Raw genomic sequence first — 26,072 nt, 5'->3', positions numbered from 1 at the left:
GCCGCCGCCCGGCCACCTCACGGGAGCAATGCGATGCGACTGGTCGATTACCTTGACAAGGGCGCTTCCCTTGGCGCCGGCCGTCCATGCCTGACGATGGACGATGTGGATCTCAGCTATGCCGACGTGCAGACGCTGAGCTACAGGATCGCGGCTGGCCTCTCTCGTTCCGGCATCGCGCCCGGCGACAAGGTCGCGATCCTGTCCGGCAATGACCCGGTCGCCTTCTCCTGCGTCTTCGGCATCTCGCGCGCGGGCGCCGTCTGGTGCCCGATCAATCCGCGCAACGAGGCGGCCGAGAACCAGTTCATCCTCGACAATTTCGATTGCGGCCTGTTGCTGTTCAACTCCAGCTTCGCCGGGATGGTCGAGCGCATCCGGCCTAACCTGCCCAAGCTCAGGGTGCTGGTCTGCCTCGACAGCGAACTGCCTTTCGCGCAGTCCTTCGACGCGTGGCTGGACGGCATCGACGGTCGCGTCTTCGAGCGCGCGCCGCCGGACGATCTCGCCATGATCCCGGGAACCGGCGGCACGACGGGCAAGCCGAAGGGCGTGATGCTGACCGGGCGCAACATCGAGACGATGACCGCGCTGACCTTGATGGGGTATCCGTTCGAGGGGCGGCCGACCTATCTCGCGCTTGCGCCGCTGACCCATGCCGCCGGCGTGCTGTGCTTTCCGATCATGGCGCTCGGAGGTCGCATCGTCATCATGCACCACCCCGACATCGGCGAGTTCCTGCGGCTGATCGAACATCACCGGGTCACGCATACATTCCTGCCGCCGACCGTGATCTACATGCTGCTCGACCATGCAAGGCTGGACGCGGCGGACCTCAGTTCGCTGCAATGCTTCTGGTATGGCGCCGCGCCGATCTCCGCCGTGCGGCTGGAAGAGGCGCTGAGGCGCATCAGGCCGATGGCGCAGCTCTTCGGCCAGACCGAGGCGCCGATGATGATCTCGATGATGCGGCCGGCCGACCATTACGCGCCGGACGGTTCGGTCGCGACCGCGCGCCTGTCGTCGGCCGGCCGGGTCGCCCCGCTGGTCAGCGTCGGCATCATGAACTCCGACGGCGAGCTGGTGCCGCAGGGCGAGCGCGGCGAGATCGTCGTGAGGGGATCGCTCGTCATGGCGGGCTACTACAAGAACCCGGAGGCGACCGCGGAAGCGTCGGCGCATGGCTGGCACCACACCGGCGACATCGGCTACCTGGACGAGGACAACTTCCTCTATATCGTCGACCGCGCCAAGGACATGATCATCACCGGCGGCTTCAACGTCTACTCGGTCGAGGTCGAGCAGGCGTTGCAGGCGCATGAGGCGGTGCAGGACTGCGCGGTGATCGGCCTGCCCGACGAGAAGTGGGGCGAGCGGATCGTCGCCGTGCTGCAGGCACGCGCCGGCAAGGCGATCGACGTCGCCGAGGTCACCGATTTCGTCAAGCGCCGGATCGGCAGCGTCAAGACGCCCAAGCAGGTCGAGGTCTGGCCCGACCTGCCGCGCTCCAAGGTCGGCAAGGTGCTGAAGGCCGACATCCGCGCCAAGCTGGTCGAGGATGCGGGCGGCTGACAGCCGAAGGAATCAGCCCGAGCGGGACCGCCGCGCGTCAGCCAACGTCACGAGCCACATGATGAGGCCGAGGATGGCCAGGCCGCAGCCGACGAAACCAGACGATGGGAAGCCATAGCCGGCGGAGATCGCCAGGCCCGCCAGCCACGGCCCGAGCGCGTTGGCGGCGTTGAAGGCGCTGTGGTTGGCGGCGGCCGCGAGCGTCTGGGCGTCCTTGGCGACGTCCATGAGATAGGTCTGGATCACGACACCAAGGCTCGACGCACAGCCAATGAGGAAGACCACCAGCGAGATCGTCCAGACATTGCCGACCGAGAACGGGAAGGCGAACAGCGTCAGCGCGCTGGCGATGATGATGCCGGTGGCCGTGGCGCGCAGCGCCTTGTCCGCCGCCCAGGCTGCGAAGATGGTGCCGAGCGTCATGCCGACGCCGAACAGGCCGATCACGATCGGTACCACCCAGGGCTCGACCTTCGTCACCTCCAGCAGGGTCGAGGCCGTGTAGGAATAGACGGCGAACAGTCCGCCGAAGCCGACGACCGCGGTGGCGAGCGTCAAAAGCACCTGTCGGTTGGCGAAGGCGCCGAGCTCGCGCAGCGGACTCGCATCGGCATCGGGCCGGTCCTTCGGCGCGAAGGCCGCGACCATGACGAAGGTCATCAGTGCGAGCAGGCCCGTGACGGCAAAGCCCCAGCGCCATCCGAAGGTCTGGCCGAGCCAGGTCGCCACCGGCACGCCGATGATGGTCGCGACGGTGAGGCCGAGCATCACTTTCGCGACCGCCGATGCGCGCCTGTTCTGCGGCACGAGCGAGGCGGCGACGAGGGCGGCCACGCCGAAATAGGCGCCGTGCGGCAGGCCGCTCATGAAGCGGAACGCCAGCAGCCAGTTGTAGGAAGGCGACATGGCGCTGAGGCAGTTGGCGACGCCGAACACCGCCATCAGCACCATCAGCAGGGTGCGCCGCGGAACCCGCGCGGACAGGACCGCGATGATCGGCGCGCCGACGACGACACCGAGCGCATAGGCGCTGATGGCATGCGCGGCAGTCGGCTCGTCGACGCCGAGGCCAGCGGAGAAGTAGGGAAGCAGGCTCATGGCCGCGAATTCGGTCGTGCCAATGGCGAAGCCGCCCATGGCGAGCGCCAGCATGACCAGGCCCGGATTGACCGCAGGCGCGCTTTCGAGGGGGAGGGAGGACGGCCGAATGGGGTCGTCGAGCGCGCTGGTCATGTCCGGTTCTCCTGGTCGCGTCACCTCCCGAGTCGCGAAATCAAGTCTGGTGCAGTTAAGGTTTTCCCGGGTGAGGCGCAACCGCGCCAGCGCCAGCACAGGGAAGTGTCTGCGCCACATTGCCCTTTGCGGCCCGTTCGCCTACATAGCGCGCAACTTCCAACACTCGTTGATCAGGGATCGCGCGCGTGGCACGCCAGTTCATCTATCACATGTCGGGCCTCTCCAAGGCCTACGGCGCCAAGAAGGTGCTCGATAACGTCCATCTGTCCTTCTACCCGGACGCCAAGATCGGCATCCTGGGCCCGAACGGCTCGGGCAAGTCGACGATCCTGCGCATCATGGCGGGCCTCGACAAGGAGTACCAGGGCGAGGCCTGGCTGGCGGAAGGCGCCACCGTCGGTTACCTGGCGCAGGAGCCGCAACTCGACCCTGCCAAGACCGTGCGCGAGAACGTCATGGACGGCGTCGCCAAGAAGACGGCGATCATCGAGCGCTACAACGAGCTGATGATGAACTACTCGGACGAGACGGCGGACGAGGGTGCCCGCCTGCAGGACGAGATGGACCGCTTGAACCTGTGGGACCTCGAGCAACAGGTCGAGATGGCGATGGACGCGTTGCAGTGCCCGCCGCCGGACGCCGACGTCAACAACCTCTCGGGCGGCGAGCGTCGCCGCGTTGCCTTGTGCCGCCTGCTTCTCGAACAGCCGGACCTGCTGCTGCTCGACGAGCCGACCAACCATCTCGACGCGGAGACGACCGGCTGGCTGGAAAAGCACCTGCGTGACTATCCGGGCTCGGTGCTGATCATCACCCACGATCGCTACTTCCTCGACAACGTCACCGGCTGGATCCTCGAGCTCGACCGCGGCCGCGGCATTCCCTACGAGGGCAACTACACCAAGTATCTCGACGCCAAGGCCAAGCGCCTGATCCAGGAAGGCCGTGAGGACGACGCCCGCCAGAAGTCGATCTGGCGCGAGCGCGAGTGGATCGCATCCTCGCCCAAGGCGCGCCAGACCAAGTCGAAGGCGCGCATCAAGGCCTATGAGGAACTGCTCGAGCAGGCACAGAACCGCAAGCCGACCGACACGCAGATCGTCATTCCGTCGAGCGAGCGTCTCGGCAACGTCGTCATCGAGGTCGAGAATCTCAGCAAGGCCTATACCGACGAGGTGCTCATCGAGGACCTGTCGTTCCGCCTGCCTCCCGGCGGCATCGTCGGCGTCATCGGCCCCAACGGCGCCGGCAAGACGACGCTGTTCCGCATGATCACCGGCCAGGAGCAGCCGACCGCCGGCACGATCCGTCTCGGCGAGACGGTGCGGCTTGGCTATGTCGACCAGAGCCGCGACGCACTCGACCCGAACAAGACCGTCTGGGAGGAGATTTCCGGCGGCGCCGAGGTGATCAAGCTCGGCAAGCACGAGGTGAACTCCCGCGCCTACTGCTCATCGTTCAACTTCCGCGGCGGCGACCAGCAGCAGAAGGTCGGCAACCTCTCCGGCGGCCAGCGCAACCGCGTCCACCTGGCCAAGATGCTGAAGAACGGCGGCAACGTGCTGCTGCTCGACGAACCGACCAACGACCTCGACACCGAGACGCTCGGCGCGCTGGAAGATGCGCTTGAAGCCTATGCCGGCTGCGCCGTCATCATCTCGCACGATCGTATGTTCCTCGACCGCATGGCTACCCACATGCTCGCCTTCGAGGGCGACGCCCATGTCGAGTGGTTCGAGGGCAATTTCGAGGAATACGAAAAGGACAAGGCCCGCCGCCTCGGCCCCGAGGCTCTGGTACCGCACCGCATGGCACACAAGCGGCTGACGCGGTAGACAACCTGCGGAATTGCACACATCCAGCCTTTGCTATACATGTATAGCAAAGGCTGGATGTCATGCTCGCGCTGCGATTGCCCAAAGAGATTGAAGACCGGCTCGACGATCTGGCCCGTAAGACGGGCCGGACGAAGAGCTACTATGCGCGCGAGGCGATTCTCGAACATCTTGACGACTTGGAGGATCTGTATCTCGCTGAGCAGCGGATGCAGGAAAACCCGCAGTTCGTCAGCTTTGATGAGGTAGTGCAGCGGCTCGATATCGACCTGGGCAAACCTGACGAGGCTTAGCAATGCCTTGGCAGGTGCGCTTTGAGCGGCGTGCGGAAAAGGATCTTGAGCGTCTCGGCTCCGCTGATCGAAATCGAGTAGCCCGTTTCATCAATGACCGGATTGCCGCTCGGGAGGATCCGCGAGAAATTGGAGAAGCTTTGCATGGGCCGCTTGGTCAATATTGGAAGTATCGCGTCGGCGATTTCCGGGTGATCGCATCGATCGAAGACGCGATCGTTACGGTCATAGTCGTCCGCATCGGTAATCGCCGTGAAGTCTATCGTTGAAGCTCAAGGTGTTCGATGGGTGACTGGTCCGCCGCGCAGTATCTCAAGTTCGAGGACGAGCGGACGCGCCCGTCGCGCGATCTCTTGGCGCAGGTGCCGCTTCAGGCGCCGCGCCGGGTGGTGGATGTCGGTTGCGGGCCGGGCAATTCGACCGAACTTCTGGCCGAGCGCTGGCCCGACGCCGACGTGTCGGGGTTCGATACCTCGCCCGACATGATCGACAAGGCGCGCAAGCGGCTTCCGGGCCTCTCCTTCACGCTGGAGGACGCGGCCGGCTGGACTCCGGCCGAGCCGGTCGACGTCATCTTCGCCAATGCGGTGTTCCAGTGGCTGCCGGACCATCCAGCGGTGCTGGTGCGGTTGATGGGCCAGCTTGCGCCGGGCGGCGTGCTGGCGGTGCAGATGCCGGATAACATCGCCGAACCGTCGCACCGCCTGATGCGCGAGGTGGCCGCGGAGGAGCGGTTCGCGGCGAAGCTGGCCAACGCGGCCCGCCAGCCGCTGCCGCCGGTATCATTCTACTACGATCTGCTCACGCCGCATTCCGCGCGGGTGGATATCTGGCACACCTATTACAACCATCCGCTGGCGGACGCCGCCGCGATTGTCGAGTGGGTCAAGTCGACCGGCCTCAAGCCGTTCCTGGATCCGCTGGATCAACACGAGCAGGAGGATTTCCTCGTGGCCTACCAGGCGAGGATCGCGGCGGCCTATCCGCCCGCGGCCGACGGCAAGGTGCTGCTGCGTTTCCCGCGCCTGTTCATGGTTGCGCAGAAGCCGCTCGACGCCTGACGGGTCGGCGTCGTCCGGCAGGCCGCGCAGCCAGCCGCCGGCCGGTTTCGGGCAGTGCGCAGGCCCAGTGGTGCCGGATGGTTTCCGTTGGAAACCAAAATTGTAGCCGGACCGCGTCTGATCCTTGGCAGCAACCGGCTTTTGGCGTATTCGGCTCGGCGCAATGGCCAGCTTGCCGTGCCCCTGGGTGCGTCGCGACGCAGGTCGGGGCGTCAAGGAAAACCACCAGCATGCAGCGCGTCATCATCAGCGGTATCGGCGTCGAGATACCGGACTCCACCATCACGAACGAAGAACTGGTCGCCTCGTTCAACGAGTGGGTGGATCTGGAAAACGTCAGGCGCGCCGCGGCCGGCGAGCCGCCCCTGGCGAAATCCGATACCGATTTCATCGTCTATGCGTCGGGAGTGAAGAACCGTCATGTGCACACGCGCGAGGGCATCCTCGACGTGACTCGGATGACGCCGCGCATTCCGCCGCGCGGCGACGACGAACTGTCGGTGATGGCCGAGTTCGGCGTGGTGTCGGCGAAGCGCGCGCTGGAGCACGCGGGCGTGACCGATCCATCGACGGTCGACATGGTCATCTGCGCTGCCTCGCACCAGCAGCGGCCTTATCCCGCGGTCGCAGTGGAGATCCAGAAGGCGCTCGGCGCCTCGGGCGCGGCCTTCGACATGAACCTCGGCTGTTCCTCGGCCGCCGCGGGACTGCACATCGCCACCAATCTGGTGCGCACCGGCGCGCAGAAGCGTGTACTGGTGGTCTCGCCCGAGATCATCACCGCGCATCTGAACTTCCGCGACCGGCAGACGCATTTCATCTTCGGCGACGCCTCTGCCACAATGGTGGTCGAGGCACTCGGCGACGACGAAACCAGGCCCGGCCGCTTCGAGGTGCTCGACACACGCAGCTGGACGCAGTTCTCGAACAATATTCGCTCGAACTTCGGCTTCCTGATCCGGGCAGGGCAGGAGGACACTTCCGTGGTCAACATGGAAGGCAACATGATCAAGCAGGTCGGCAACAAGGTCTTCAAGGAAGTGACGGTCGCCGCCCACCGCTTCATCTCCGCCTTCCTTGCCGACCACGGCATGACGGTCGAGGACGTGCGGCGCTATTGGCTGCACCAGGCCAACGGCCGCATGAACGCGATGATCATGAAGCTCGCGCTCGGCTACGAGGCGGATGCCGACCGCGCACCGATGGTGCTGGAGAGGCTCGGCAACACGGCCGCCGCCGGCGCGGTGGTTGCGCTGAAGCAGTATCACGAGGATATGGAAGCCGGTCAGTTCGGCATGCTGTGCGCCTTCGGCGCCGGCTATTCGATCGGCGGGGCAATTCTCCGCAAGATGTAGGCGATGCTCCGGGCACGCCTTTCGGAAGTTCGGTGGGAGAATTCGCATGCGCGAGGCGACATTGCCGTTCGGCCATCCGCTCGACCCCGACCCGGACATCGTCCCGGCGCGAAAGCTGTCCGCCCGTGTCGCGGGCCTCTACGCCGCTGTTAGGGACGATTTCGAGACGCGGGAGGTCGAATCCCTCGACTTCGGCTTCGACGGCATTCAGGGCGACTATCACCAGGGTCCGACGCGCCGTTCCGGCGGGCGCGAGCCGTGGTATGCGCGCGGTACCGAGATCAGGAACGAGCGACAGGTCTCGATCGTGGCACCGGACGAACTCGCGCGCATCGCCCGCAACATGGACCTTGCGGCCATCCGTCCGGAATGGGTCGGCGCCAACTTGCTGATCGACGGACTGCCGATGCTTTCCTTCCTGCCGGCCGGAACGATGCTGTTCTTCAAGGGCGGAACGACGCTGAAGGTCGACGGCCAGAACGCGCCATGCCGCATCGCCGGGCGGCGCGTGGCGGAGCGGGGCGGCATCGAGGACCGCGAGGTGGGTGCGCTTCTGTTCCCCAAGGCGGCGAAGCGGCTGCGCGGACTGGTCGCCTGGGTGGAGAAGCCCGGACGGATCGTCAGGGACGAGGAGATTTCGGTGCGGGTCCCCGAGCAGTGGATCTATCGCGCCTGAGAGCCGTCTCCCGAGAGGAAGGCTTCCGGCCTACCCGCCGATGGCTTCCTCGTCCCCGTCCGGATCGAGAAGCCGGCTTGCACGCCACCGCGTCAGCACCTCGTTGATCTCGTCGACGACGAAGAAGCGCGCCGAGTCGCGGTCGTAGCCGTCAGCGAGCAGCGCGTCGTAGGAGGTGTGCTGGTGGCGGATATGCGCGATCGTGGCGAGCCAGAGCGCGACCGAGGGCGGCAGAGCCTTCAGGTGCTTCTGGCCGGCCGCCTCGCGGATCGCCTCCGCATCCGCCCAGGGCGCGAGCGGGATCAAGAGGGTGAGACCCTTTGCGATCTCCTTCTGGCGCTGCGTTCCGGCCATCAGGCGCTGACGGGCCGCGTGGCGTCGGGCACCGAATCGACTGAGGCGAAATAGGGCTTGATGTCGATCACCGGCGTGCCGTCGAGGAGGTCGATCGCCTCCAGCTCGATCGTTCCGGCCTGTTCGTCCACGGCGAGCAACCGCACGACATGGACGCCGACTGGGTTCGGCCTAACCGGTGAGCGCAGCGCGAAGGTGCCCCTGGCGACCTCGGCGTGGCGGGGTTTCTGCACGATCAGGTCGCGCGGCGAGCGGTTGAACCAGGAGAGCAGGATGGCGTGGCTGCACTGGCCAAGGCCGCGCAGGCCGTCGCGATAGGCCGGATCGAGCGCGATGCGGGCGCCGCCGCCCTTCTCGCGCGCCTCGCGCATGTTCTTCGGACATTGCGATCGCTCGGTCCAGGGCGAGGAGACGCGGCCGATGAAGACGAGCCCTGCATCGGGCGTCAGGTTCGCAGGGTCGACCTCAAGGCGCACTTCGCCTTCGCGCACCTCGAATTCCGGCCGGTCGTTGAATGGAAGCGCCATTTTCTTTCCCATGTGCGACATTCCGCTTGCGTCCCCGCCGCTCCTCACATAAACATATCTTTATGTCTCTTCGAGGTCGATCGTGGCGCAACCGAAAGTCAATCTGAACCGGATGGTCGATACGCTCAAGGCGGCGGGCGAATCCAGCCGTTTCCGTATCCTCGTGCTCCTGTCGCGGGGCGACCTCACCGTTTCCGACCTGACCTCGATCCTCAACCAGTCGCAGCCGCGCGTCTCGCGGCACCTGAAGCTGCTTCTCGAGGCCGGCCTGATCGGCCGATACCAGGAGGGCTCCTGGGCCTTCTTCCGCCTGTCCGACAACGATTCGGCGCGCGAATTCGTGCTTGGCCTGGTCGGACGCGTCGACGCCGCCGATCCACTGGTGCTGCGCGACATGGAGCGTCTGGAGGCAGTGAAGCGCAAGAACCGCGAGCGGGCAGCGGAGTATTTCAGCGCCAATGCCGCGCAGTGGGACCAGCTGCGCGCGCTGCACGTGCCGGATGACGCGGTCGAATCTGCGCTGCTGAAGCTCGCCGGGGGGACGCCGTTCAATGCCATGCTGGACCTCGGCACCGGCACGGGCCGCCTGCTGGAGATCTTCGCGCCCTGGTATCGCCGCGCCGTCGGCCTCGACATGTCGCGCGAGATGCTCTCTGTCGCGCGCGCCAATCTCGACAAGGCGGGCGTCGCGCATGCTCAGGTGCGGCAAGGCGACATCTACGCCCCGCCGGTCGACCGGGACGCCTTCGACCTCGTGACCATCCACCAGGTGCTGCATTACCTCGACAATCCCGGCTTCGCTATCGCCGAGGCGGCCAGGATGCTGCGCCCCGGCGGGCGGCTGGCGATCGTCGATTTCGCGCCGCACGACTTCGAGTTCTTGCGCGAGGAGCAGGCGCATGCGCGCCTCGGCTTCTCCGACCGGCAGATCGCCGACTGGATGAAGGAGGCCGGTCTCGAACAGGAGGAAACGGTGACCTTCGCTCCCTCGGTGGAGGGCGGGCTCACCGTGAAGCTCTGGTCCGGCCGCGATCCGCGCATCCTGCTTGCCCATCCCACCCAAGAACGACGCCTCGCCACGGAGACCGCGTAATGTCCCAGTTCCGGCTTTCCCGACGTCCCGACATCGGCGACAAGGTCCGCGTCTCGTTCGAGTTCTTTCCGCCCAAATCCGACGACATGGAGGCGCGGCTGTGGGATACGGTGAAGCGGCTCGAGCCGCTGCGGCCAAGCTTCGTCTCGGTCACCTACGGCGCAGGCGGCTCGACGCGCGAACGCACCGCCCGCACGGTGCGCCGCATCCTGACCGAGACGTCGCTTTCGCCCGCCGCGCACCTGACCTGCGTCGATGCGAGCCGGGAGCAGTCCGATGCGGTGATCGCGGACTTCCTCACCATGGGCGTGAAGCGCTTCGTCGCGCTCCGCGGCGACCCGGCCGAAGGTGTGGGATCGCATTACCGGCCGCATCCGCACGGCTATTCGAACGGCGCCGAACTGGTCGCCGCCCTGGCCGCCCAAGGCGCGCAGGACATTTCCGTGTCCGCCTATCCCGAGAAGCATCCGGAAAGCCCGGATTTCGCGACCGACATCGAGATGCTGAAGCGCAAAGTAGACAATGGTGCAACCCGCGCCATCACCCAGTTCTTCTTCGACAACGATGTCTACGAGCGCTACGTCGAGCGAGCGCGGCGGGCGGGAATCTATATTCCGATCGTTCCGGGCATCCTTCCGGTGCACAGCTTCACGGCCGTCGCCAATTTCGCCAGCCGCTGCGGCGCGCATGTGCCGGCCTGGCTCGCCGAGCGCTTCGACGGCCTGCAGGGCGACCCGCAGACGCATGCGCTGGTGGCGGCGGCGGTCGCGGCCGAGCAGGTGCTCGACCTGGTCGAGCGCGGGGTCGGCGACTTCCATTTCTACACGATGAACCGCGCCGACCTTGCCTTCGCGATCTGCCACATGATCGGCATCCGGGCGACCGAGGAAGTGCCGATGGTCAGCGCGTCGGCTGCCTGACCGCTTGCGACTGCAATGAAAAAGGCCGGGTTGAACCCGGCCTTTTTGCATTGTCGTCTCAGGTTGGAGGAATGCCCCCGGGTCCCTCAACTGCCTATGGCAGCACTCCCAGGATCATGGCGCCGATAAAGGCGAACGCAGCACAAATCACAATCGTATTGATCGGCCGTGTCAGTCCCATAGGTGTACCTCCTCTGCGGACTATGACAGAAGTGTATGCGCATCTGGGCCAGTGACAAGGGGTTTTGTTGCTGCGCCGCAACAGCCTGTGTAAAAACGGTGTCTCCCAAACGCCCAAACACAGGAAAATGCTTCCGCTTTCGGCGCTGCCTTCAGTTCGACATTTTTTCGCCGGGTGGGCTTCGGCGGCCTGAATTCAGGCTGGCGCGGCCGCCTTGCGACGCGAAAACAGCCGCCCGTCGATGGTGACGAGGCCAAGGCCGATCAGCGCCATGCCGGCCAGCTCGAACAGTTCCAGCCGCTCGCCGAGGAAGACCGCGCCGAGGAGCACCGCGCTGACCGGTGTGATCATGGTCACCAGCGAGGTGTTCGACTGGCCGGCCGTCCGGATCAACTCGAAGAAGATCAGATAGGCGAAGGCAGTCGCGACCAGCGCGAGCGCGAGCGTTGCCGTCCAAGCGCCGGCGCTGGCGTGCAGGAAGCCGTCGAACCCGTCCGAATAGAGCGCGATCGGAATCATCATCACCGTCGAGGCCGTCAGCTGGCCGGTCGCGACCAGGATCGGCGGCAAGGCGGCGAAGCGGCGGGACACGATGAACGAGAAGGCATAGGACAGCGCGGTACCGATCAGGGCGAGTTTCGCCCAGACCGGGCCGCCGATGCCGGCTGCGAGCCCCGGACCGATCATCACGGCGGTGCCGGCAATACCGATGACGACGCCCAGGAGTTTGTTCAAGCCGGGCTTTTCCATGCGGAAGACGAGACCGACCAGGATCAGCGTCCAGAACGGCGTCGTCGCGTTCAGCACCGAGGCAAGGCCGGCGCCGATCGCCGTCTGGCCGATGAACATCAGCGAGAACGGCACGACATTGTTGAGCAGCGCAAGCAGTACAAACCAGCCCGCATAGGGACGCGCGAGCGCGAAGGAGGGGCCGCGAGCCAGCAGATAGAGGTGAAGCGCCGCCGCTGCGATCGCCACGCGGAGTAGAACGAGCGTCAGAGGCGGGATCTCCTTGACCGCGATGGAAACGCTGAAGAAGGAGCCGCCCCAGATGATGCCGAGAAGGAAGAGCAAGGCCCACATCCGGGCCGTCATCGAGGGGGCCTGCGGTTTGGCGGGGGAGGCGAGACTCATGCGGTGCATTCCATGTCGTGCCGTACCGATAGGTCTTCCGCCGCGTTTGCGCCACCCGTTTCCCGCTCGTTCTTGTTGCCACCGCTTTCGCCGGTCATGTGCGGCTGATAGTTTCGCAAGCGAAAACGGGGACCGCCCATGCAGAGATTCGAAACGGCAAAGGCCGCCGCGCTGGAACTGCGTCCGGATGAGCCGGTCTACTGCTTCCATCCCGAGGTGCTGAAGGCCGACGCGCGAGACTTCATGGCGATGTTTCCGGGCAAGACCGCCTATGCGGTCAAGACCAATGGCGAGCCGATGGTGCTCAAGACGTTGGCCGAAGCCGGTGTGAAGGCATTCGACGTGGCTTCTCCGGGCGAGTTCGCCGCCGTCCGCGCGGTCGCGCCGGACGCCGAGATGCTCTACATGCATCCGGTCAAGGCGCAGTCGGACATCCGGCTGGCGCTGGAGACCTACGGTATTCGCGTCATCGCAGTCGACCACGAGGACGAGATCGTCAAGCTGACGCGCATCGTGCGCGCGCTCGACATCGATCCGGGCTCGGTGGAGGTCTATGTCCGCATCCAGACCAAGGGACACGCGGCCTACGAATTGTCGAAGAAGTTCGGCGCCGGTCCGGCGCAGGCGGTGGAACTGCTGCAGCGGCTGGCGCGCACCGGCTACAAGGTCGGCATCTGCTTCCATGTCGGCAGCCAGATCGAGGACCCCGACACCTATGACAGGGCATTGAAGACCGCCGACTGGGTGCGCAACCGCGCCGGCGTGGAACTCTGCGGTCTCGATGTCGGCGGCGGTTTCCCGGCCGAATACGGCCACGACCCGAACCGCAAGGCGCCCGAGATGCCGTCGCTGTCGCAACTGATGTCGCGTTTCCGCGGCGACTTGCGCGAATGGGGCTTTGGTGACACACCGCTGGTGGCTGAGCCCGGCCGCGTCATCGTCGCCCGCGCCTTCTCGCTGATCGTGCGCGTGCTGTTGAGGAAGGGCCGCCGGCTCTACATCAATGACGGCATCTGGGCGTCGCTGTCGGACAGCTGGACCGGCAAGATCACGCTGCCGGCCCGTTTCATCCCGGATCCCGCGATCCGCAGCCGCAACGGCGACGTGTCGAACATTGTGCCGTTCAAGGTCTGCGGCGCGACCTGCGATTCAGTCGACATCCTGTCGCGTCCGTTCTGGCTGCCGGAGACGGTCGATACCGGCGACTGGATCGAGATCGGCCACATCGGCGCCTATTCTTTGTCGTTGCGCACACGCTTCAACGGCTTCTATCCCGACACCTTCGTCGAGGTCGCGACGCCGTTCCACGAAGGCGGCAAGCCGGAAGGCTTCGCGAGCCTCGAGACGATGGCCGCAGGGTGACGACAGGACAAAACGGCTGTCCGGGCCGGACTAGTTCCGTTCTTTCGGAATGAAAATCTATCCGCCGGCTCCCATCGGAAACATTTTTCTCGACACATTGTAGTGCGCGGTTGCCCGTGCCGTGAGGGTGGTGTCCGCACGTGATAGAACCCGATCGCATTCCATTGGGAGTCCCGTCATGCGCCTCGTATCCGCCACCGTTGCACTCGCCCTACTGGGCGCCGCCGCGCCCGCCATTGCCCAGGAGGCGATCACGCCTCTCGTCGATGCCGCCTGGGTCAAGGAACATTCCGGCAAGGACAACGTCGTCATCATCGACATCCGCGACAAGATCGCGGAGACGGACCTCGGCGACAAGCCGTATCTGGCCAACGCGGTCGTCGCTCCCTACGCCACGGCCGGCTGGCGCACCGAGGTGCAGGGTATTCCCGGCATGCTGCCGCCGATCGAGAACCTCGCCAAGCTGATCGGCGATCTCGGCATCGACAATGACGACCATGTGGTGATCGTGCCGTGGGGCACGGATTCGACCGAGTTCGGCGGCGCGACGCGCGTCTACTGGACGTTCAAATATCTCGGCCATGACGAGGTCTCGATCCTCGACGGCGGCTGGCGCCACTATGATGCGGCCGGCGGCGAGCGCGTGGCGGAAGCCGCGAAGCCCGAGGCTGCCACCTTCACCGTGTCGCTGAACGACAAGATCCGCGCCACCACCGCCGATGTGGAGGCCGCGCTCAAGGCCGGCACCAAGCTGATCGACGGCCGCCCGACCGAGCAGTACGAGGGCAAGTCGAAGAGCCCGATCGTGCGCGCGGAAGGCACGCTGCCGGGCGCCGTGAACATCAAGCACAGCGACTTCTACAGCGCCGAGAACGCGGAATATGCGACGCCCGAGACGATAAAGGCGCTGTCGGAGGCGGTTGGCCTCGCCAAGGACCAGGAGAACATCGTGTTCTGCAACACCGGCCACTGGGCCTCGGTCGCCTGGTTCGGCCTGAGCGAAATCCTCGGCAACAAGAACACCCGCATGTATGACGGCTCCATGGCCGAGTGGGCCTCGGACCCGGCGCGTCCGCTCGAGGACAAGACCGGCTCCTGAGCGACTTGCCCGCACTTCATTCCCGACGATAAGGAAAGGATGTCCGGAGCGATCCGGGCATTCTTGTTTGAACTGGACTGTTTCGCATGACCGATATCGCGGCCGCGCCGCCCAAGTATCTTCCGCCCGTCACCATCGACGGCGCGCCGGCCAAAGTGGCGGGGGCGGCCTTCGTCATCGGCTTCCTTGCCATAGTCTGGCTGGTCGACCTGCGCCAGGCGGCGCTGTTTCTCGTCGGCGGCGGCCTGGGCATGGCGCTCTATCACGGCTCGTTCGGCTTCACCGGCGGCTGGCGCCGTTTTGTCGTCGAGGGCCGGGGCAGGGCGATCCGTGCGCAGATGCTGATGATCGCGGTGGCTGCGGTGGCGATGATCCCGCTCCTGTCGGCCGGAAACCTCGGCGGTCAGCCGCTTGTGGGAGCACTGGCGCCGGTCGGCGTCTCGGTATTGGTGGGAGCGGCCATCTTCGGCCTCGGCATGCAACTCGGCGGCGGCTGCGGTTCGGGCACGCTGTTCACGGTCGGCGGCGGGTCGGCTCGGATGCTGGTCACGCTCGCCTTCTTCGTCGTCGGCGCTGTAATCGGCACCGCGCACCTGCCGTGGTGGCTCGAACTGCCGTCCTGGCCAGCGATCAGCCTCGGCCAGACCTTCGGCGTCGCGACGGCGGTGCTGATGACGCTGGTCGGGCTCGGCCTCGTCGCGCTGGTCTCGGCGCTGGTCGAGCGGCGCGTGCATGGCGACATCGAAAGCGAGCCGGCGCCGAAGCGGCCGGGCTGGATGTGGCTTGTCCACGGTCCGTGGCCGCTGGTCGGCGCCGGTCTCGTGCTGGCGATCCTCAATATCGTGACGCTGCTGCTTGCCGGCCATCCCTGGTCGGTGACGTTCGGCTTCGGCCTTTGGGGCGCCAAGATCTCGCAGGGCATCGGCGTACCGGTCGAGACTTGGGCGTTCTGGAACTGGCCGGGTCCGCAGAAGGCGTTGAATTCCAGCGTGCTGGAAGACGTCACCTCGGTGATGGATTTCGGCATCATCCTTGGCGCTGCGCTTGCCGCAAGCCTTGCCGGCAGCTTCGCGCCGAAGGCCAAATTGCCCATCGGCTCGCTGATGGCGGCGGTCATCGGCGGCTTGCTGATGGGCTATGGGGCGCGGCTGTCCTTCGGCTGCAACATCGGCGCGCTGTTCAGCGGCATCGCCTCGGGCAGCGTGCACGGCTGGGTGTGGTTCGCGGCCGCTTTCGGCGGATCGCTGGTCGGCGTCTGGCTCCGCCCCGCTTTCGGTCTCGACGGGTTCCGCAAATGAGCGGGCGCAACACGATCCTGTTCGGCGCGGCGCTTGCAGTGGCGACCGCGGCGGTCGCCGTCGACCATTACAACCATCCGGTCCAGCGCGCGGCAGCACCCGCTGCCGCGAGTTCGGGCGCGGCTCCCTGCGCTGCTGGCGCGCCGTGCGCCGCCGCCGCACCGGCTGCAGCCCCTGCGGCTGCGCCCTGTGCGGCGGGCGCGCCATGTTCCGCCGCCCAGCCGGCAAAGCTCGCACCGCCGCCGCCACCGGCCAAGAAGCTCGCTCCGCCTCCGCCGCCGGCGAAGAAACTGCCGCCACCGCCGCCGCCGGGCGTCCAGCCACCGGGGACATCCGGATGAGCGCGGAAGTGCGGGACCGGGCGCTCGCCGAGATCGCCTTCTGCGAGGGCGTGCTGGCCAAGGCGGGCCTGAACATCCTGTCGGAAACCTTCCGCGAGGTCGACGGCATCACGGCGTGGGAGCACTACCCGCCGGGCGACGTGTTCGACCCCGCGACCGGGTCGCAGTGGTTCTACCATTGCCATCCCGCCGAGGAGGGCGCCGCCGAGCACGGACATTTCCATTGTTTTGTGCGCCCAGATGGAGTGGGCGGCCCGATCCATCATCTCGCGGCGATCGGCGTAGATGCCTACGGAAGGCCGTTGCGGATCTTCACCGTCAATCAGTGGGTGGTCGGCGACGATTGGCTGGACGCGGAGCCTACGATCGCGCTGCTGCCGCGCTTCGACGTTCAGATGCCGAGGCCGTCCTATCTCGTCAATCGCTGGCTGACCGCGATGTTCGTCGCGCACGAGGAACGGATCGCGGGCCTGATCCGTGCTCGGGATGCGACGATCTCGGGCCATCGGCCCCAGGACGACACGCCTGCACGCCAGGATCGGGCGCTGGAAGTGACGTCGGAGTTCGTCCTTCAGCCTGCTGCGGCCTGACGCCTCAATCCCGCCGCACGGCGATCTATCCTGCACCCGCCTCTCTGGTCGCCGAAGCGCGGCCGCGAATCCCTGGAGTGCCCATGCGCCTGGCCCTTGCCGTTCTGCTCGCCTTCGCCGCGTCGCCCGCGCTCGCCGCCACTTGCGCGCCGGTGTCCACCGAAGCCCGAATCCTCGCCTCGGTGGACTATGACGACATCCATCCGGACTGGAGCGACGGCAGCCGGATCGGCCTCTCCTGGTCGCTCGATCTTCTCGGCGAGGAGGAAGGCGAGGACGGAGACTATTACCTGATCGGCGATCTCGTCGATCCGAGCGGCGACGTCGTCACCGAAAGCGTCTTCGTCTCGGCCATGGAATGGGAGTGCGACGCCGACTGAGGCTCAGCCGAGCAGCGCCAGCCAGATCAGCACCAGGAGGCTGGTCAGCGCGCCGTTGAGCCCCATGGCGATGCCGGCGAAGGTGCCGGCGATCTCCGAAACCTGGAAAGCGCGCGCCGTGCCGATGCCGTGCGAGGCGACGCCGACGGCGAAGCCGCGCGCGGCGTAGTTCGTGATCTTCAGCGCGTTCATCAGCGGTGTCACGACGACGGCGCCGATGATGCCGGTCATCACCACGAGCACGGCGGTCAGCGCGGGAATGCCGCCCAGGCTTTTCGACAGTTCCATTGCGATCGGCGCGGTGGTCGACTTGGGCGCAAGCGAGGCGAGCACGTCGGTCGGTGCGCCGAACGCCCAGGCGATGGCGACCGCGCTCGCGGCCGCCGTCCCCGACCCGGCGAGAAGTGCCGCGGCCATCGGCAGAAGGGCGCGTCGGACCATGGCGAGGTTGCGCCAGAGTGGGATCGCGAGGGCCACCGTCGCGGGTCCGAGCAGGAAATGCACGAACTGCGCGCCCTCGAAGTAGGCGGCGTAGTCGGTGCCGGTGGCGATCAGCAGCACAGCGAGGATCGCCGCCGCTATCACGACCGGATTGGCGATCGGACGCCTGCCGAGACGGACCGCGATCCAGTCGGCCGCCACGTAAGCGGCGAGCGTCGCCGTCAGCCAGGTCAGCGGCGAGGCGGAGAGATAGACCCAGATCGAGACGATGTCGGGCGTCATTCGCCGTCCTTCCCCTGCATCCGGGCGACGAGCAGGAAGACGCCGACCGTGACCAGCAGCGTCAAAACGGTCGACACGATGAGGGCGACGGCGAGCGTGAGGCCGAAGTCGCGCAGCACCGGGCCGTATTGCACGATGCCGACCGCTGCCGGCACGAAAAGCAGTGACAGGTTGCGCAGGATTGCACCCGACGCCGCGTCGAGCCCGTCGTCCGGTCCCTTGCGCCAGACGAGCAGGACGAACATCAGCGCCATGCCGACGACCGGGCCTGGGAAGGCGATCGCGGGATAGATCGAGCGGGCGGCGAGAACGATGGTCTCGCCGGCAAGCTGACACAAAAGCAGCGTGAGGATCGCGCGGGGAAGGTTGAGCGGCGCGGCGGGAGGAAGGGAGGGATCGCCGCCGCCGGTCATCGCGCCGTTTTCAGAGCAGGACGAGGAGCTGTTGCGTCGGCCAGCCGTCGGCGGGCAGGCCGAGCTCGGCCTGGACCTTCTGCAGCGCCGTGCGCGTGCCGGTGCCCAGCACGCCGTCGATCTTGCCGACATCGTGGCCGCGCGCGGCGAGCTTCTCCTGCAGTTGCTTCATCTCCTCGATGGTCAGCGCCCGGTCCGGATTGCGCTTGTCATAGGCGGGTTCGCCGGCGAAGCGGGCGGCGAGGTGGCCGGCCGTCAGCGTGTAAACGAAGGACTGGTTCCATTCGAGATAGACGTCGAAGTTCGGATAGATCAGGAACGCCGGGCCCTTGCGCCCCATCGGCAGGACGAGGCTCGACGGCTGGCCGTCGGACGGCAGCGGCGAGCCGTCGCGAGCTGTCACGCCGGCAGCGGCCCAATGCGAACGAGGATGCTGGTTCTCACGGCCGGAGTCGGCCCAGTCCATCTCGGCGGGAACACGTACCTCCTGCATCCACGGCTCGCCGGCGCGCCAGCCCATCGACTTGAGGAAGTTGGCCGTGGTCATGATCACGTCGGCCGGATCGTTGCGCAGGTCGACCAACCCGTCGCCGTCGCCGTCGCGGCCCTTCTCCAGATAGTCGGAGGGCAGGATCTGCGTCTGGCCGAGCTCGCCGGCCCAGGCGCCCTGCACGTCGGCGGGCAGCACGCCACGGTCGATCAGGGTCAGCAGCGGCACGACCTGCGGCCGGAAGAGCTCCGGCCTGCGGCAGTCATGCGCGAGCGTCGCGAGCGCGCTCAGCGTGTGGAAATCGCCCTGCACGGCGCCGAAATCCGTTTCCAGCGCCCAGAAGGCGGCGATGACCGGGCCGGGCACGCCGTGTTCAGCCTCGGCGCGGGCGAAGACGTCCGCATATTTCTTCAGGTTCGCGGCGCCCTGCTTGAGGCGGTAGCCCGAAACCATGCGACTGGAGAACTCGATGAAGTTCTGCGCGAACACCCCCTGCGCGCGATCGCGCGACAATACCCTCGTGTCCATCTGCACCCCGGCAAGCGCCTCGAGCCCACGCTCGCCGACGCCCGCCGTTTGCGCTTCCGCACGCATTCCGTCCAGCCAGGCGTTGAAGTCGCCGCCACAGGTCTGGGCGAAGGCAGGGCCAGCAAGAATCGTCAGGGCGGCGGCAGCAGCGAGGGCGTGTTTCATCGTTGGTGGTCTCCGGGTCACTGCGTGCGTGACAGCATGCGGTCCGGGCATAAATGCGGCACGGCCGCCAATCAATGCGCATTCTCCTGGAGCCATTTGCGCCAGGAGGAGGCCGAGCCGTTGAAGACGTTGATGTCGGCGTCTCCCGGGATACCGGGCACGGTGCCCGTGCCGGTATACTGCCAGAAGACGAAGGGATGGTCGCCGTATTTTTCCGTCGGATGGCCGGCGGTGGAGCGCAGCCAGAACGGATAGCCACGGAAGGCGGAGAGGCCGTTGCGGTCGAAGAAGGCGGGGTCGGTATAGATGATCGGCCGCTTGCCGTAGTGCTTCTGCACCATGTCGAGGAAGACGCGCATCTCCGCGCGCACGGTCTCCGGTGGTGGGCGGAGCCGGCAGGTGGGTGAGAGGTGGTTCCACTCCATGTCGAGCACGGGCGGCAGCGCGCCGCGCTCCTTCGGCACGTTGCGGATGAACCACTCCGCCTGTTCGGAGGCCGGGCGACAGAAATAGAAGAAGTGATAGGCACCGCGCGGTACGCCGGCCGCGCGCGCATTCCCCCAGTGCTCCTGGAACTTGTCGTCGACGCGGTCGCCGCCTTCCGTCGCCTTGATGAAGGCGAAGGAGATGCCTTTTCCCCTCGCCGAATGCCAGTCGACCTTGTTCTGGTATTTGGACACGTCCGTGCCGTGAACCGCATAGTCCCATGGCTTGCGCGCCTGCCAGTCATGCGGGTCGCGGTCGCCGAAGCGCGGGCCGGACACGACCGGCGTATCCGCGGACCCGGGCGCGAGCTCCTGCAATCCGCCGCCTGAACAGGCAGCGAGCATTCCGATCATGAGAAGGGCCGCGAGACGGCGCATGGACACTCCAAACCAGGACGGCCGCGACTCGGGCGCAGCGACCGGGACAATGGAGAACCGGGATTGTGCGAAACTGGCCGGGAGGAACTCGGCCGCTCGGCCCGATCCGCACGCCATTGATTTTTCCCCGCGCCGCGCCCAAGACTTGCCGCCGACGGATCGGGCGAGAGTTCGGCAAATCCAAGGCGGGGGACACAGATGAGGCTGATCGGCAAGCTGCTCAAATGGTTGGCGATCCTCGCCGCCGTGATCGTGGTGGTCTTCGCCGGCTGGCTCTATGTCGCGCCGCCGGCGCTGATCCAGGTCGCGGCGGGCTATTCCGCCAAGATTGTCTGCTCCAATGTCTTCATCGCCGACCGCGACCAGCACGAGGTGCTGAAGGTCGACGTGCAGGCGCCCGGCCATCCGATCCTCGGCCTGATCGCGATGAGTGTCGACCGCGAGGCAAGGACCGCGCATGCGAGCCTTCTCGGTATGTTCGGCGGCGGACTTGCCGTGGCGCGCGAAGGTGCCGGTTGTGCCTCGGTGCCGGACGGCGACGAGGCGGCGGCGAAACTGGCGCTGGTGCCGGCAGCGACGGGCGAGGCCTCGCAGGCGCTGTGGCCGGAAGGCGAGACGGTGGAGCCGTCGCAGGATCCGGCCGTCGCGGCGATCCTCGACGATCCGGGTATGCTGGGTTCTGGTATGCGTGCCGTGGTCGTCGTCAAGAATGGCCGCATCGTCGGCGAGCGCTACGGCGACGGCTTCTCGGAGACGACGCCTCTGCTCGGCTGGTCGATGACCAAGACTGTGACCGCCGCGATCATCGGCACGCTGGTGCGTGAGGGGAAACTGAGCCTCGACGACACTGGTCTGTTCGAGGCCTGGAAGGCCGATGGCCGTGGCGCGATCAAGGTGCGCGACCTGATGTCGATGTCGAGCGGGCTGGAGTTCAACGAGGATTATGGCGACGTGACCGACGTCACCCGCATGCTCTATCTCGAGCCCGACATGGCCGCCTTCGCCGCCGCCAAGCCGCTGGCGCACGAGATCGGCAAGGTGTTCTCCTATTCGAGTGGCACGACGGTGACGCTGTCGCGCATCTGGCAGAACGCGGCGGGAGCCGATGCGCTCGCCTGGCCGCGGCGCGAGCTGTTCGATCCGATCGGCATGCGCAGCGCCGTGCTGGAGGCCGATGCGCGCGGCACCTATGTCGGCTCCTCCTACCTCTATGCGAGCGCGCGCGATTGGGCCCGCTTCGGCCAGTTCCTGCTGCAGGACGGGCTGTGGAACGGTGAGGCGATCCTGCCGGCAGGCTACGCCGCCATGATGCGCGCGCCGTCGAGTGCCGCGCCGGACGCCTACACGCAAGGCCAGATGTGGCTGAACGGTCCCTCGGCCGGCACGCCGGACGGGCAGGATCCCGACGCCGGCTTCGACCTGCCGGCCGATACGGTCTGGGCGCTCGGCCATGACGGGCAATCGATGGCAATCGTCCCGTCGAAGCAACTGGTTGTGGTGCGTCTGGGGCTCACGCCCTCGAAGCTCGGCTACAAGTCGCAGGCGATGGTGGCAGCGCTGGTCAAGGCGCTGCCCTAGACTTCCGGTCAGCGGGGCAGGCACAGAATCGCATGCACCGCATAGCCGCGGAAAAGCGATTCGTGTTCGAGGCTTGCGCCGGTTTCCCGCGAGATCGATTCAAGCACTTCGCGCAGGTCGTCGCGCGGCGCGACGTGGAATCTCGCCAGCCAGGCCCGGAGCGCCGCCTTGAACCATCCCGGCAGGCGCTCCTGGCGGCCGAAGTCGACGATATGCAGCGAGCCGCCGGGCGCGAGCACGGCCATCGCCTGACTGACGCAGCGCTGCCAGTCGGGGATCATCGACAGCGAATAGGAGATGTAGACACGGTCGAAGGCCGCGCGGCCGAACAGCGCTTGGGGATCGAAGCTCGTCGCGTCCGCCTCGGCCAGCCGTACCTTGTCGCCAAGGCCGACGCGGGCGAGCGAGGCCTGCGCCGTCGCCAGCATCTGCGCGGAGATGTCGAGGCCGAAGAGCTGCGCCTGGCGGTGCCGCCCTGCAGCCAGCGCGAGGTTGCGTCCGGTGCCGCAGCCGAGTTCCAGCACCGTGGTGCCTGGCCCGGCGTCGAGCCGATCGATCATCCGGTCTCGGCCGAGCAGATAGTATTTGCGCGTCAGGTCGTAGACGTGCCGCTGCCAGCGATAGACGTCGTCCATCAGCGCGGCGTGGGTATCGGTCACGACCATGTCAGCGTTTCGCATAGAGGTGGAAGCCGCCATAGATCGCCGAGCGGTCGCGGGCGGAGAGCTCGCGCGACTGCTCGTCGCGATACTCCCACTGATCGAGGATCGCCGGCGAGACGCGGCCCGGCAGCAGCGTCGGCGCGGCCGCCGTGCGGAAGATGACGCGGGCGCCGGGAGCCGCGGTGCGGGTGATCTCGCTCCAGAGTGCGTTGAGCTGCGCATCCGTCATCCAGTCCTGCGCGTCGAGCAGGATGTAGCGGTCGACGCTGCCGGCCGGCTTGCCTGCGAGCAGATCGATATAGTTGGCGTGGTGAACCGTGACGCGGTCGGCATTGGCGCGGATCGTGGCGAAATGGCGCGGTTCGAGATAGCGGGGCAGGGCGGCCTCGCCCTGGGTCGGATAGCGACGGGCGAAGGCCTGCCAGGCAAAGTAGTTGTCGGCGAGCGGGAAATGGCAGGCGAGTTTCTCCAGCCGGTCGCGCAGCACGCCGGCCATGCCGTCATTGCCCGCCGTCACCAGCGCATCGTACTGCGCCGGCGGAATGCCGAGGCCGAAAAGCGAGGCCTTGCGCGCCGTCGCCATGCGGATCAGTCGCCGGTCGAACAGCGGCGCCAGCTGCTCGCGGAAGAAACGCTTCTGGTCGGCGACCGTCTTCGCCTGCATCAGGCCTGCCGGGTCGACGCCGTGCAGCTTCGCCGCGCGGTGGCCGAGCGCGATGCAGAAGCCGAGCAGGCCGGTGCGATAAAAATTGCGGTCGAAGACCGAGATGCGGCGGCGGCCGAGGAGATCGCGCTTTTCCCAATAGGCGCGGCTTGCCACGTCGAGATGCGGCGCGACGAAGCGGTCGTAGGCGAGTGCGTTGTGGTCGACGCCCGAGGCCCCGAAAAAGCGGGAGAAATCCTGCTGACCGGGCAGATGACGCGCGGCTGCGAGCTTGAGCCGGTTGAGCGCCACATGGGCGGCGTTGAGGTCTACCACGTCGATATGGGCGGGCGAGGCGGTGAGATAGGCCAGCATGTTGCAGCCGCCCGACGCGATCGTGACGACGCGGTGGCCGGCGCCCAGTTCCATCGCCTCCATGTCGATCTCGGGGTCTTCCCAGATCTGCGGATAGACGAGGCCGGAGAAGAGCAGCGCGAACAGGCGCTCCGACAGGCCGTCCTTGCTGAGTGCCTTGTGCTGGTAGACGGCGCGGCCGACATGGCGCCGCGTGGCGAGCCCGGAACCTGCGGAAATGTCGGTCATGGCGCGAATCCCCTCGTGAGCGGTGATACCGTGCCTATGAAGGTCCGATGACGCGCGGTTGACGCCTGGATGACGCGACGATGACGGTGCTGTCGAAAATCGCTTGACGATAATCAGTCTTATATATAACAAGATTATTATATAAAGGAGATATTCTGGATGAAGGATCTCGATGCGGGCTTCGCCGCGCTCGCCGATCCGACCCGGCGGGCGATCCTCGCTCGGCTGGCGAGCGGGGAGGCGACGGTGATGGAGCTGGCGAAGCCCTTCGCGATGAGCCAGCCGGCCGTCTCGCGGCACATCAAGGTGCTGGAGGATGCCGGCTTGGTTATGCGCCGGGCGGAGGGCACGAAGCGCCACTGCCGCATCGCGCCGGAGGCGATCGACGAACTCGACCGCTGGCTGATCGGCCTGCGCGACGCGCTTTCGCGGAATTACGCGCGGCTCGACGCGCTTTTAGCAACGATGGACGACGGAAAGGGAGAGAGATGAGCAGACTGACTTTGAAGACCGAGGGCGACACCCATGTCGTCGTCACCCGCCGCTTCGCGGCCGCGCCGAAGGCCGTGTTCCGGGCACATACCGAGGCGGAGCTGATGCAGAAATGGATGCTCGGGCCGGAGGGCTGGACCATGCCGGTCTGCATCAGCGAGCCGAAGCCGGGCGGGAGGATCCGCTGCGAGTGGAGCGACGGCAAGGGCGGCGGCTTCCACATGACGGGCGAATACATCGCCGTCGAACCCTACAGCCGCACCGTCCATGTCGAGCGGATGTTTTTGCCCGACCCGACGCCCGACAACCATGTCGAGACCGACTTCAAGCCCGACGGGCAAGGGACCCTGCTCACCATGCGCATGACGCTGCCCGACGCCGACGCCCGCGCGGCGATGCTCGCCTCCGGCATGGAGCACGGCATGGAGGCAAGCTACGCGCGGATGGAGGAGATGCTGGCGGGCGCCCCGACATAAGCCTCCGCGCCTTGCATCCACGCGAGGTCTCGACCATCCTCCCGTTCGACAGGAGGAGCAAATGGTTCGACGCGACTTCGACCCCGCGACCGTCACGCCTGACGGTCGCCCGCCCGCCAAGGCGCGCCTGTTCGACGGCACGATGGTCGGCCCCTATCGCGGTTCGGTGAACGGCGAAGCCCTCGGCGCAGCAGTGACCGTGCTGACCTATGGCAATGACGAGCCGGGCTTCGGTCCGGTCCTCCACGTCCATCCCTATGACGAGGTGTTCGTCATAACGCAGGGCCGGGCGCGCTTCTTCGTCGGCGACGAGGTGGTCGATGCCGAGGCGGGCGATACGGTGCTCGGACCCGCCGGCGTGCCGCACCGCTTCGTCAACCTCGGCCCAGGGCGGTTGCAGACGATCGACATCCACCACTCGCCGAGGTGGATCCAGACCAATCTGGAGTAGGGGCGATCCTATGCAATGATTTCGATATGCTGTGGGCCGTTCTGAACGGCTTCCGTGCGCAGGCGTCGGTCGAACGTCGCTAGTTTTCCATCGTGAGCTGCCGCAAGCCCGAGCAGATACATGTCCGTGACATGGTGGGCTGACGACAACGCCTGCAGATCGAAAAGGGTCGAACTCGTCAGCGACAGGCCGTCAGGCCAGAATTCGTGTGCCGGAAGCCGGCAAAGTTGCTGGAGAGCAGCCGCGACGACAGCGGGCGACGCCTGAGCGTTCGGATACGAGGACTGGCTCATAATCCGGACGACGCCGTTCTCCACGATCGGGCAGGTCGCCCAGCCACGCGGGCGGGCATCCGCGAACCAGAGATTTGCGGCATCGTGTCCGATATGCGTTCGGTCGATCAGGGCGATGACCACGCTCACGTCGAGCAAATACGCCATTACGGCATTTCGTCACGTAGGCGGTTGACCAGCTCGGTCGTCACCGGCAGGCTGCCTTTCTTCACCGGGACTAGCGGAACGCCGTTGCGTGTCTCGAATGCGTACTGGTCCCGAGGAGCCCGCAAGGCCTGCCGCGCAAGGTCAGAGATAACGTCCCCAATTGTCCTGTCGTCGCGCTCGGCAAGGCCGCGCGCGATCATCAGCACGTCGTCGTCGATCGTCAATGTGGTGCGCATAG

At 66.4% G+C, this 26,072-nt stretch carries 31 protein-coding genes; 19 read left to right on the top strand and 12 right to left on the bottom strand.

The features are described from left to right. Positions 1 to 33 precede the first annotated feature (33 nt). A complete protein-coding gene (locus B9Z03_RS20285; RefSeq protein ID WP_085465865.1) occupies positions 34 to 1,572 on the top strand; it encodes an AMP-binding protein in 1,539 nt (512 codons plus the stop codon). 12 nt (positions 1,573 to 1,584) lie between these two features. On the opposite strand, the gene B9Z03_RS20280 is transcribed toward B9Z03_RS20285, so the two are convergent. Next, positions 1,585 to 2,805, bottom strand: coding sequence for an MFS transporter (locus B9Z03_RS20280; protein ID WP_085465864.1), 1,221 nt, complete (start codon positions 2,803 to 2,805; stop codon positions 1,585 to 1,587). Positions 2,806 to 2,993: 188 nt separating this feature from the next. Between B9Z03_RS20280 and ettA the strand changes: the two genes are divergently transcribed. The 6 genes from ettA (at position 2,994) to B9Z03_RS20250 (ending at position 8,028) form a co-directional block, all read left to right on the top strand. Beyond that, positions 2,994 to 4,643 carry an energy-dependent translational throttle protein EttA gene (gene ettA, locus B9Z03_RS20275; protein WP_085465863.1) on the top strand — a complete coding sequence of 550 codons (1,650 nt, stop codon included), beginning with the start codon at positions 2,994 to 2,996 and terminating at the stop codon, positions 4,641 to 4,643. 62 nt (positions 4,644 to 4,705) lie between these two features. Continuing rightward, positions 4,706 to 4,936 (top strand): type II toxin-antitoxin system RelB family antitoxin, encoded by a 231-nt coding sequence (gene relB / locus B9Z03_RS20270; protein WP_085465862.1) that lies wholly within the window; start codon positions 4,706 to 4,708, stop codon positions 4,934 to 4,936. Positions 4,937 to 4,938: 2 nt separating this feature from the next. Further along, positions 4,939 to 5,205 (top strand): type II toxin-antitoxin system RelE family toxin, encoded by a 267-nt coding sequence (locus B9Z03_RS20265; RefSeq protein WP_085465861.1) that lies wholly within the window; start codon positions 4,939 to 4,941, stop codon positions 5,203 to 5,205. A gap of 15 nt (positions 5,206 to 5,220) precedes the next feature. Next, positions 5,221 to 5,997, top strand: a complete 777-nt coding sequence (tam, locus tag B9Z03_RS20260) for a trans-aconitate 2-methyltransferase (protein WP_085465860.1) — start codon at positions 5,221 to 5,223, stop codon at positions 5,995 to 5,997. Positions 5,998 to 6,227: 230 nt separating this feature from the next. Further along, positions 6,228 to 7,352 (top strand): beta-ketoacyl-ACP synthase III, encoded by a 1,125-nt coding sequence (locus B9Z03_RS20255; RefSeq protein WP_085465859.1) that lies wholly within the window; start codon positions 6,228 to 6,230, stop codon positions 7,350 to 7,352. A gap of 46 nt (positions 7,353 to 7,398) precedes the next feature. Beyond that, a complete protein-coding gene (locus B9Z03_RS20250) occupies positions 7,399 to 8,028 on the top strand; it encodes an MOSC domain-containing protein (protein WP_085465858.1) in 630 nt (209 codons plus the stop codon). A gap of 30 nt (positions 8,029 to 8,058) precedes the next feature. Here the strand turns inward: B9Z03_RS20250 and B9Z03_RS20245 are convergent, their stop codons facing one another. Together B9Z03_RS20245 and tsaA are read right to left on the bottom strand one after the other, a co-directional pair. Further along, positions 8,059 to 8,382 carry a DUF2293 domain-containing protein gene (locus tag B9Z03_RS20245; protein ID WP_139832344.1) on the bottom strand — a complete coding sequence of 108 codons (324 nt, stop codon included), beginning with the start codon at positions 8,380 to 8,382 and terminating at the stop codon, positions 8,059 to 8,061. Then, positions 8,382 to 8,909: a tRNA (N6-threonylcarbamoyladenosine(37)-N6)-methyltransferase TrmO gene (tsaA, locus tag B9Z03_RS20240; RefSeq protein WP_244561796.1), complete on the bottom strand. Its 528-nt coding sequence runs from the start codon at positions 8,907 to 8,909 to the stop codon at positions 8,382 to 8,384. The genes B9Z03_RS20245 and tsaA overlap by 1 nt, the downstream gene beginning before the upstream one ends. Before the next feature lie 112 nt (positions 8,910 to 9,021). Here tsaA and B9Z03_RS20235 point away from each other — a divergent pair, with 112 nt between their 5' ends. Continuing rightward, entirely contained in the window at positions 9,022 to 10,002 is a 981-nt protein-coding gene (locus tag B9Z03_RS20235) for an ArsR/SmtB family transcription factor (RefSeq protein ID WP_085465855.1), read from the top strand. Next, a complete protein-coding gene (gene metF, locus B9Z03_RS20230) occupies positions 10,002 to 10,922 on the top strand; it encodes a methylenetetrahydrofolate reductase [NAD(P)H] (protein ID WP_085465854.1) in 921 nt (306 codons plus the stop codon). Before B9Z03_RS20235 ends, metF begins: the two co-directional genes overlap by 1 nt. A 376-nt stretch (positions 10,923 to 11,298) precedes the next feature. Here metF and B9Z03_RS20225 read toward each other — a convergent pair whose 3' ends face one another. Further along, on the bottom strand, positions 11,299 to 12,237 hold the full coding sequence (locus tag B9Z03_RS20225) for a DMT family transporter (protein ID WP_085467781.1): 939 nt from the start codon (positions 12,235 to 12,237) through the stop codon (positions 11,299 to 11,301). A 138-nt stretch (positions 12,238 to 12,375) separates the two neighbouring features. On the opposite strand from B9Z03_RS20225, the gene B9Z03_RS20220 reads away from it, so the two are divergent. The 6 genes from B9Z03_RS20220 to B9Z03_RS20200 all read left to right on the top strand — a co-directional run bounded on the left by B9Z03_RS20220 (position 12,376) and on the right by B9Z03_RS20200 (position 17,307). Beyond that, complete coding sequence (locus tag B9Z03_RS20220) at positions 12,376 to 13,599, top strand: alanine racemase (protein ID WP_085465853.1); 1,224 nt, start codon at positions 12,376 to 12,378, stop codon at positions 13,597 to 13,599. 178 nt (positions 13,600 to 13,777) lie between these two features. Then, complete coding sequence (locus tag B9Z03_RS20215; RefSeq protein WP_085465852.1) at positions 13,778 to 14,698, top strand: sulfurtransferase; 921 nt, start codon at positions 13,778 to 13,780, stop codon at positions 14,696 to 14,698. An 86-nt stretch (positions 14,699 to 14,784) separates the two neighbouring features. Further along, positions 14,785 to 15,996: a YeeE/YedE family protein gene (locus B9Z03_RS20210; protein WP_085465851.1), complete on the top strand. Its 1,212-nt coding sequence runs from the start codon at positions 14,785 to 14,787 to the stop codon at positions 15,994 to 15,996. After that, on the top strand, positions 15,993 to 16,337 hold the full coding sequence (locus tag B9Z03_RS29925) for a hypothetical protein (RefSeq protein ID WP_176247572.1): 345 nt from the start codon (positions 15,993 to 15,995) through the stop codon (positions 16,335 to 16,337). The genes B9Z03_RS20210 and B9Z03_RS29925 overlap by 4 nt, the downstream gene beginning before the upstream one ends. Continuing rightward, complete coding sequence (locus tag B9Z03_RS20205; protein WP_085467780.1) at positions 16,334 to 16,927, top strand: DUF6969 family protein; 594 nt, start codon at positions 16,334 to 16,336, stop codon at positions 16,925 to 16,927. The genes B9Z03_RS29925 and B9Z03_RS20205 overlap by 4 nt, the downstream gene beginning before the upstream one ends. Before the next feature lie 83 nt (positions 16,928 to 17,010). Next, the gene (locus B9Z03_RS20200; RefSeq protein ID WP_085465850.1) at positions 17,011 to 17,307 is read left to right on the top strand and encodes a hypothetical protein; all 297 of its coding nucleotides are present in this window, start codon (positions 17,011 to 17,013) and stop codon (positions 17,305 to 17,307) included. Between the two features lie 3 nt (positions 17,308 to 17,310). On the opposite strand, the gene B9Z03_RS20195 is transcribed toward B9Z03_RS20200, so the two are convergent. From B9Z03_RS20195 to B9Z03_RS20180, 4 genes are all read right to left on the bottom strand, one after another. Further along, complete coding sequence (locus tag B9Z03_RS20195; protein WP_085465849.1) at positions 17,311 to 18,030, bottom strand: LrgB family protein; 720 nt, start codon at positions 18,028 to 18,030, stop codon at positions 17,311 to 17,313. Then, the gene (locus tag B9Z03_RS20190; RefSeq protein ID WP_085465848.1) at positions 18,027 to 18,443 is read right to left on the bottom strand and encodes a CidA/LrgA family protein; all 417 of its coding nucleotides are present in this window, start codon (positions 18,441 to 18,443) and stop codon (positions 18,027 to 18,029) included. Before B9Z03_RS20190 ends, B9Z03_RS20195 begins: the two co-directional genes overlap by 4 nt. Before the next feature lie 10 nt (positions 18,444 to 18,453). After that, complete coding sequence (locus B9Z03_RS20185; protein ID WP_085465847.1) at positions 18,454 to 19,626, bottom strand: lytic murein transglycosylase; 1,173 nt, start codon at positions 19,624 to 19,626, stop codon at positions 18,454 to 18,456. 71 nt (positions 19,627 to 19,697) lie between these two features. After that, entirely contained in the window at positions 19,698 to 20,489 is a 792-nt protein-coding gene (locus B9Z03_RS20180; RefSeq protein WP_085465846.1) for a glycoside hydrolase family 25 protein, read from the bottom strand. Between the two features lie 198 nt (positions 20,490 to 20,687). Between B9Z03_RS20180 and B9Z03_RS20175 the strand changes: the two genes are divergently transcribed. Next, on the top strand, positions 20,688 to 22,067 hold the full coding sequence (locus tag B9Z03_RS20175; protein ID WP_085465845.1) for a serine hydrolase domain-containing protein: 1,380 nt from the start codon (positions 20,688 to 20,690) through the stop codon (positions 22,065 to 22,067). 8 nt (positions 22,068 to 22,075) lie between these two features. On the opposite strand, the gene B9Z03_RS20170 is transcribed toward B9Z03_RS20175, so the two are convergent. Both B9Z03_RS20170 and B9Z03_RS20165 read right to left on the bottom strand, forming a co-directional pair. Beyond that, positions 22,076 to 22,732 (bottom strand): class I SAM-dependent methyltransferase, encoded by a 657-nt coding sequence (locus B9Z03_RS20170; protein WP_244561795.1) that lies wholly within the window; start codon positions 22,730 to 22,732, stop codon positions 22,076 to 22,078. A gap of 1 nt (position 22,733) precedes the next feature. Beyond that, the gene (locus B9Z03_RS20165) at positions 22,734 to 23,975 is read right to left on the bottom strand and encodes a BtaA family protein (protein WP_085465843.1); all 1,242 of its coding nucleotides are present in this window, start codon (positions 23,973 to 23,975) and stop codon (positions 22,734 to 22,736) included. A 159-nt stretch (positions 23,976 to 24,134) separates the two neighbouring features. Here B9Z03_RS20165 and B9Z03_RS20160 point away from each other — a divergent pair, with 159 nt between their 5' ends. From B9Z03_RS20160 to B9Z03_RS20150, 3 genes are all read left to right on the top strand, one after another. Further along, positions 24,135 to 24,467 carry an ArsR/SmtB family transcription factor gene (locus B9Z03_RS20160; RefSeq protein ID WP_085465842.1) on the top strand — a complete coding sequence of 111 codons (333 nt, stop codon included), beginning with the start codon at positions 24,135 to 24,137 and terminating at the stop codon, positions 24,465 to 24,467. Continuing rightward, positions 24,464 to 24,943 (top strand): SRPBCC domain-containing protein, encoded by a 480-nt coding sequence (locus tag B9Z03_RS20155; protein WP_085465841.1) that lies wholly within the window; start codon positions 24,464 to 24,466, stop codon positions 24,941 to 24,943. Before B9Z03_RS20160 ends, B9Z03_RS20155 begins: the two co-directional genes overlap by 4 nt. A 61-nt stretch (positions 24,944 to 25,004) precedes the next feature. Continuing rightward, positions 25,005 to 25,394: a cupin domain-containing protein gene (locus B9Z03_RS20150; RefSeq protein WP_085465840.1), complete on the top strand. Its 390-nt coding sequence runs from the start codon at positions 25,005 to 25,007 to the stop codon at positions 25,392 to 25,394. 8 nt (positions 25,395 to 25,402) lie between these two features. On the opposite strand, the gene B9Z03_RS20145 is transcribed toward B9Z03_RS20150, so the two are convergent. Both B9Z03_RS20145 and B9Z03_RS20140 read right to left on the bottom strand, forming a co-directional pair. After that, the gene (locus B9Z03_RS20145; protein ID WP_085465839.1) at positions 25,403 to 25,834 is read right to left on the bottom strand and encodes a TA system VapC family ribonuclease toxin; all 432 of its coding nucleotides are present in this window, start codon (positions 25,832 to 25,834) and stop codon (positions 25,403 to 25,405) included. Further along, entirely contained in the window at positions 25,834 to 26,070 is a 237-nt protein-coding gene (locus tag B9Z03_RS20140; protein WP_210191379.1) for a CopG family transcriptional regulator, read from the bottom strand. The genes B9Z03_RS20145 and B9Z03_RS20140 overlap by 1 nt, the downstream gene beginning before the upstream one ends. Positions 26,071 to 26,072: the final 2 nt, after the last annotated feature.

This window comes from Mesorhizobium australicum (assembly GCF_900177325.1).
In the GTDB taxonomy this organism is placed as follows: domain Bacteria; phylum Pseudomonadota; class Alphaproteobacteria; order Rhizobiales; family Rhizobiaceae; genus Mesorhizobium_A; species Mesorhizobium_A australicum_A.
Note: the sequence above shows the minus strand (reverse complement) of the source record. Positions and strands in the feature narration are given on the sequence as shown.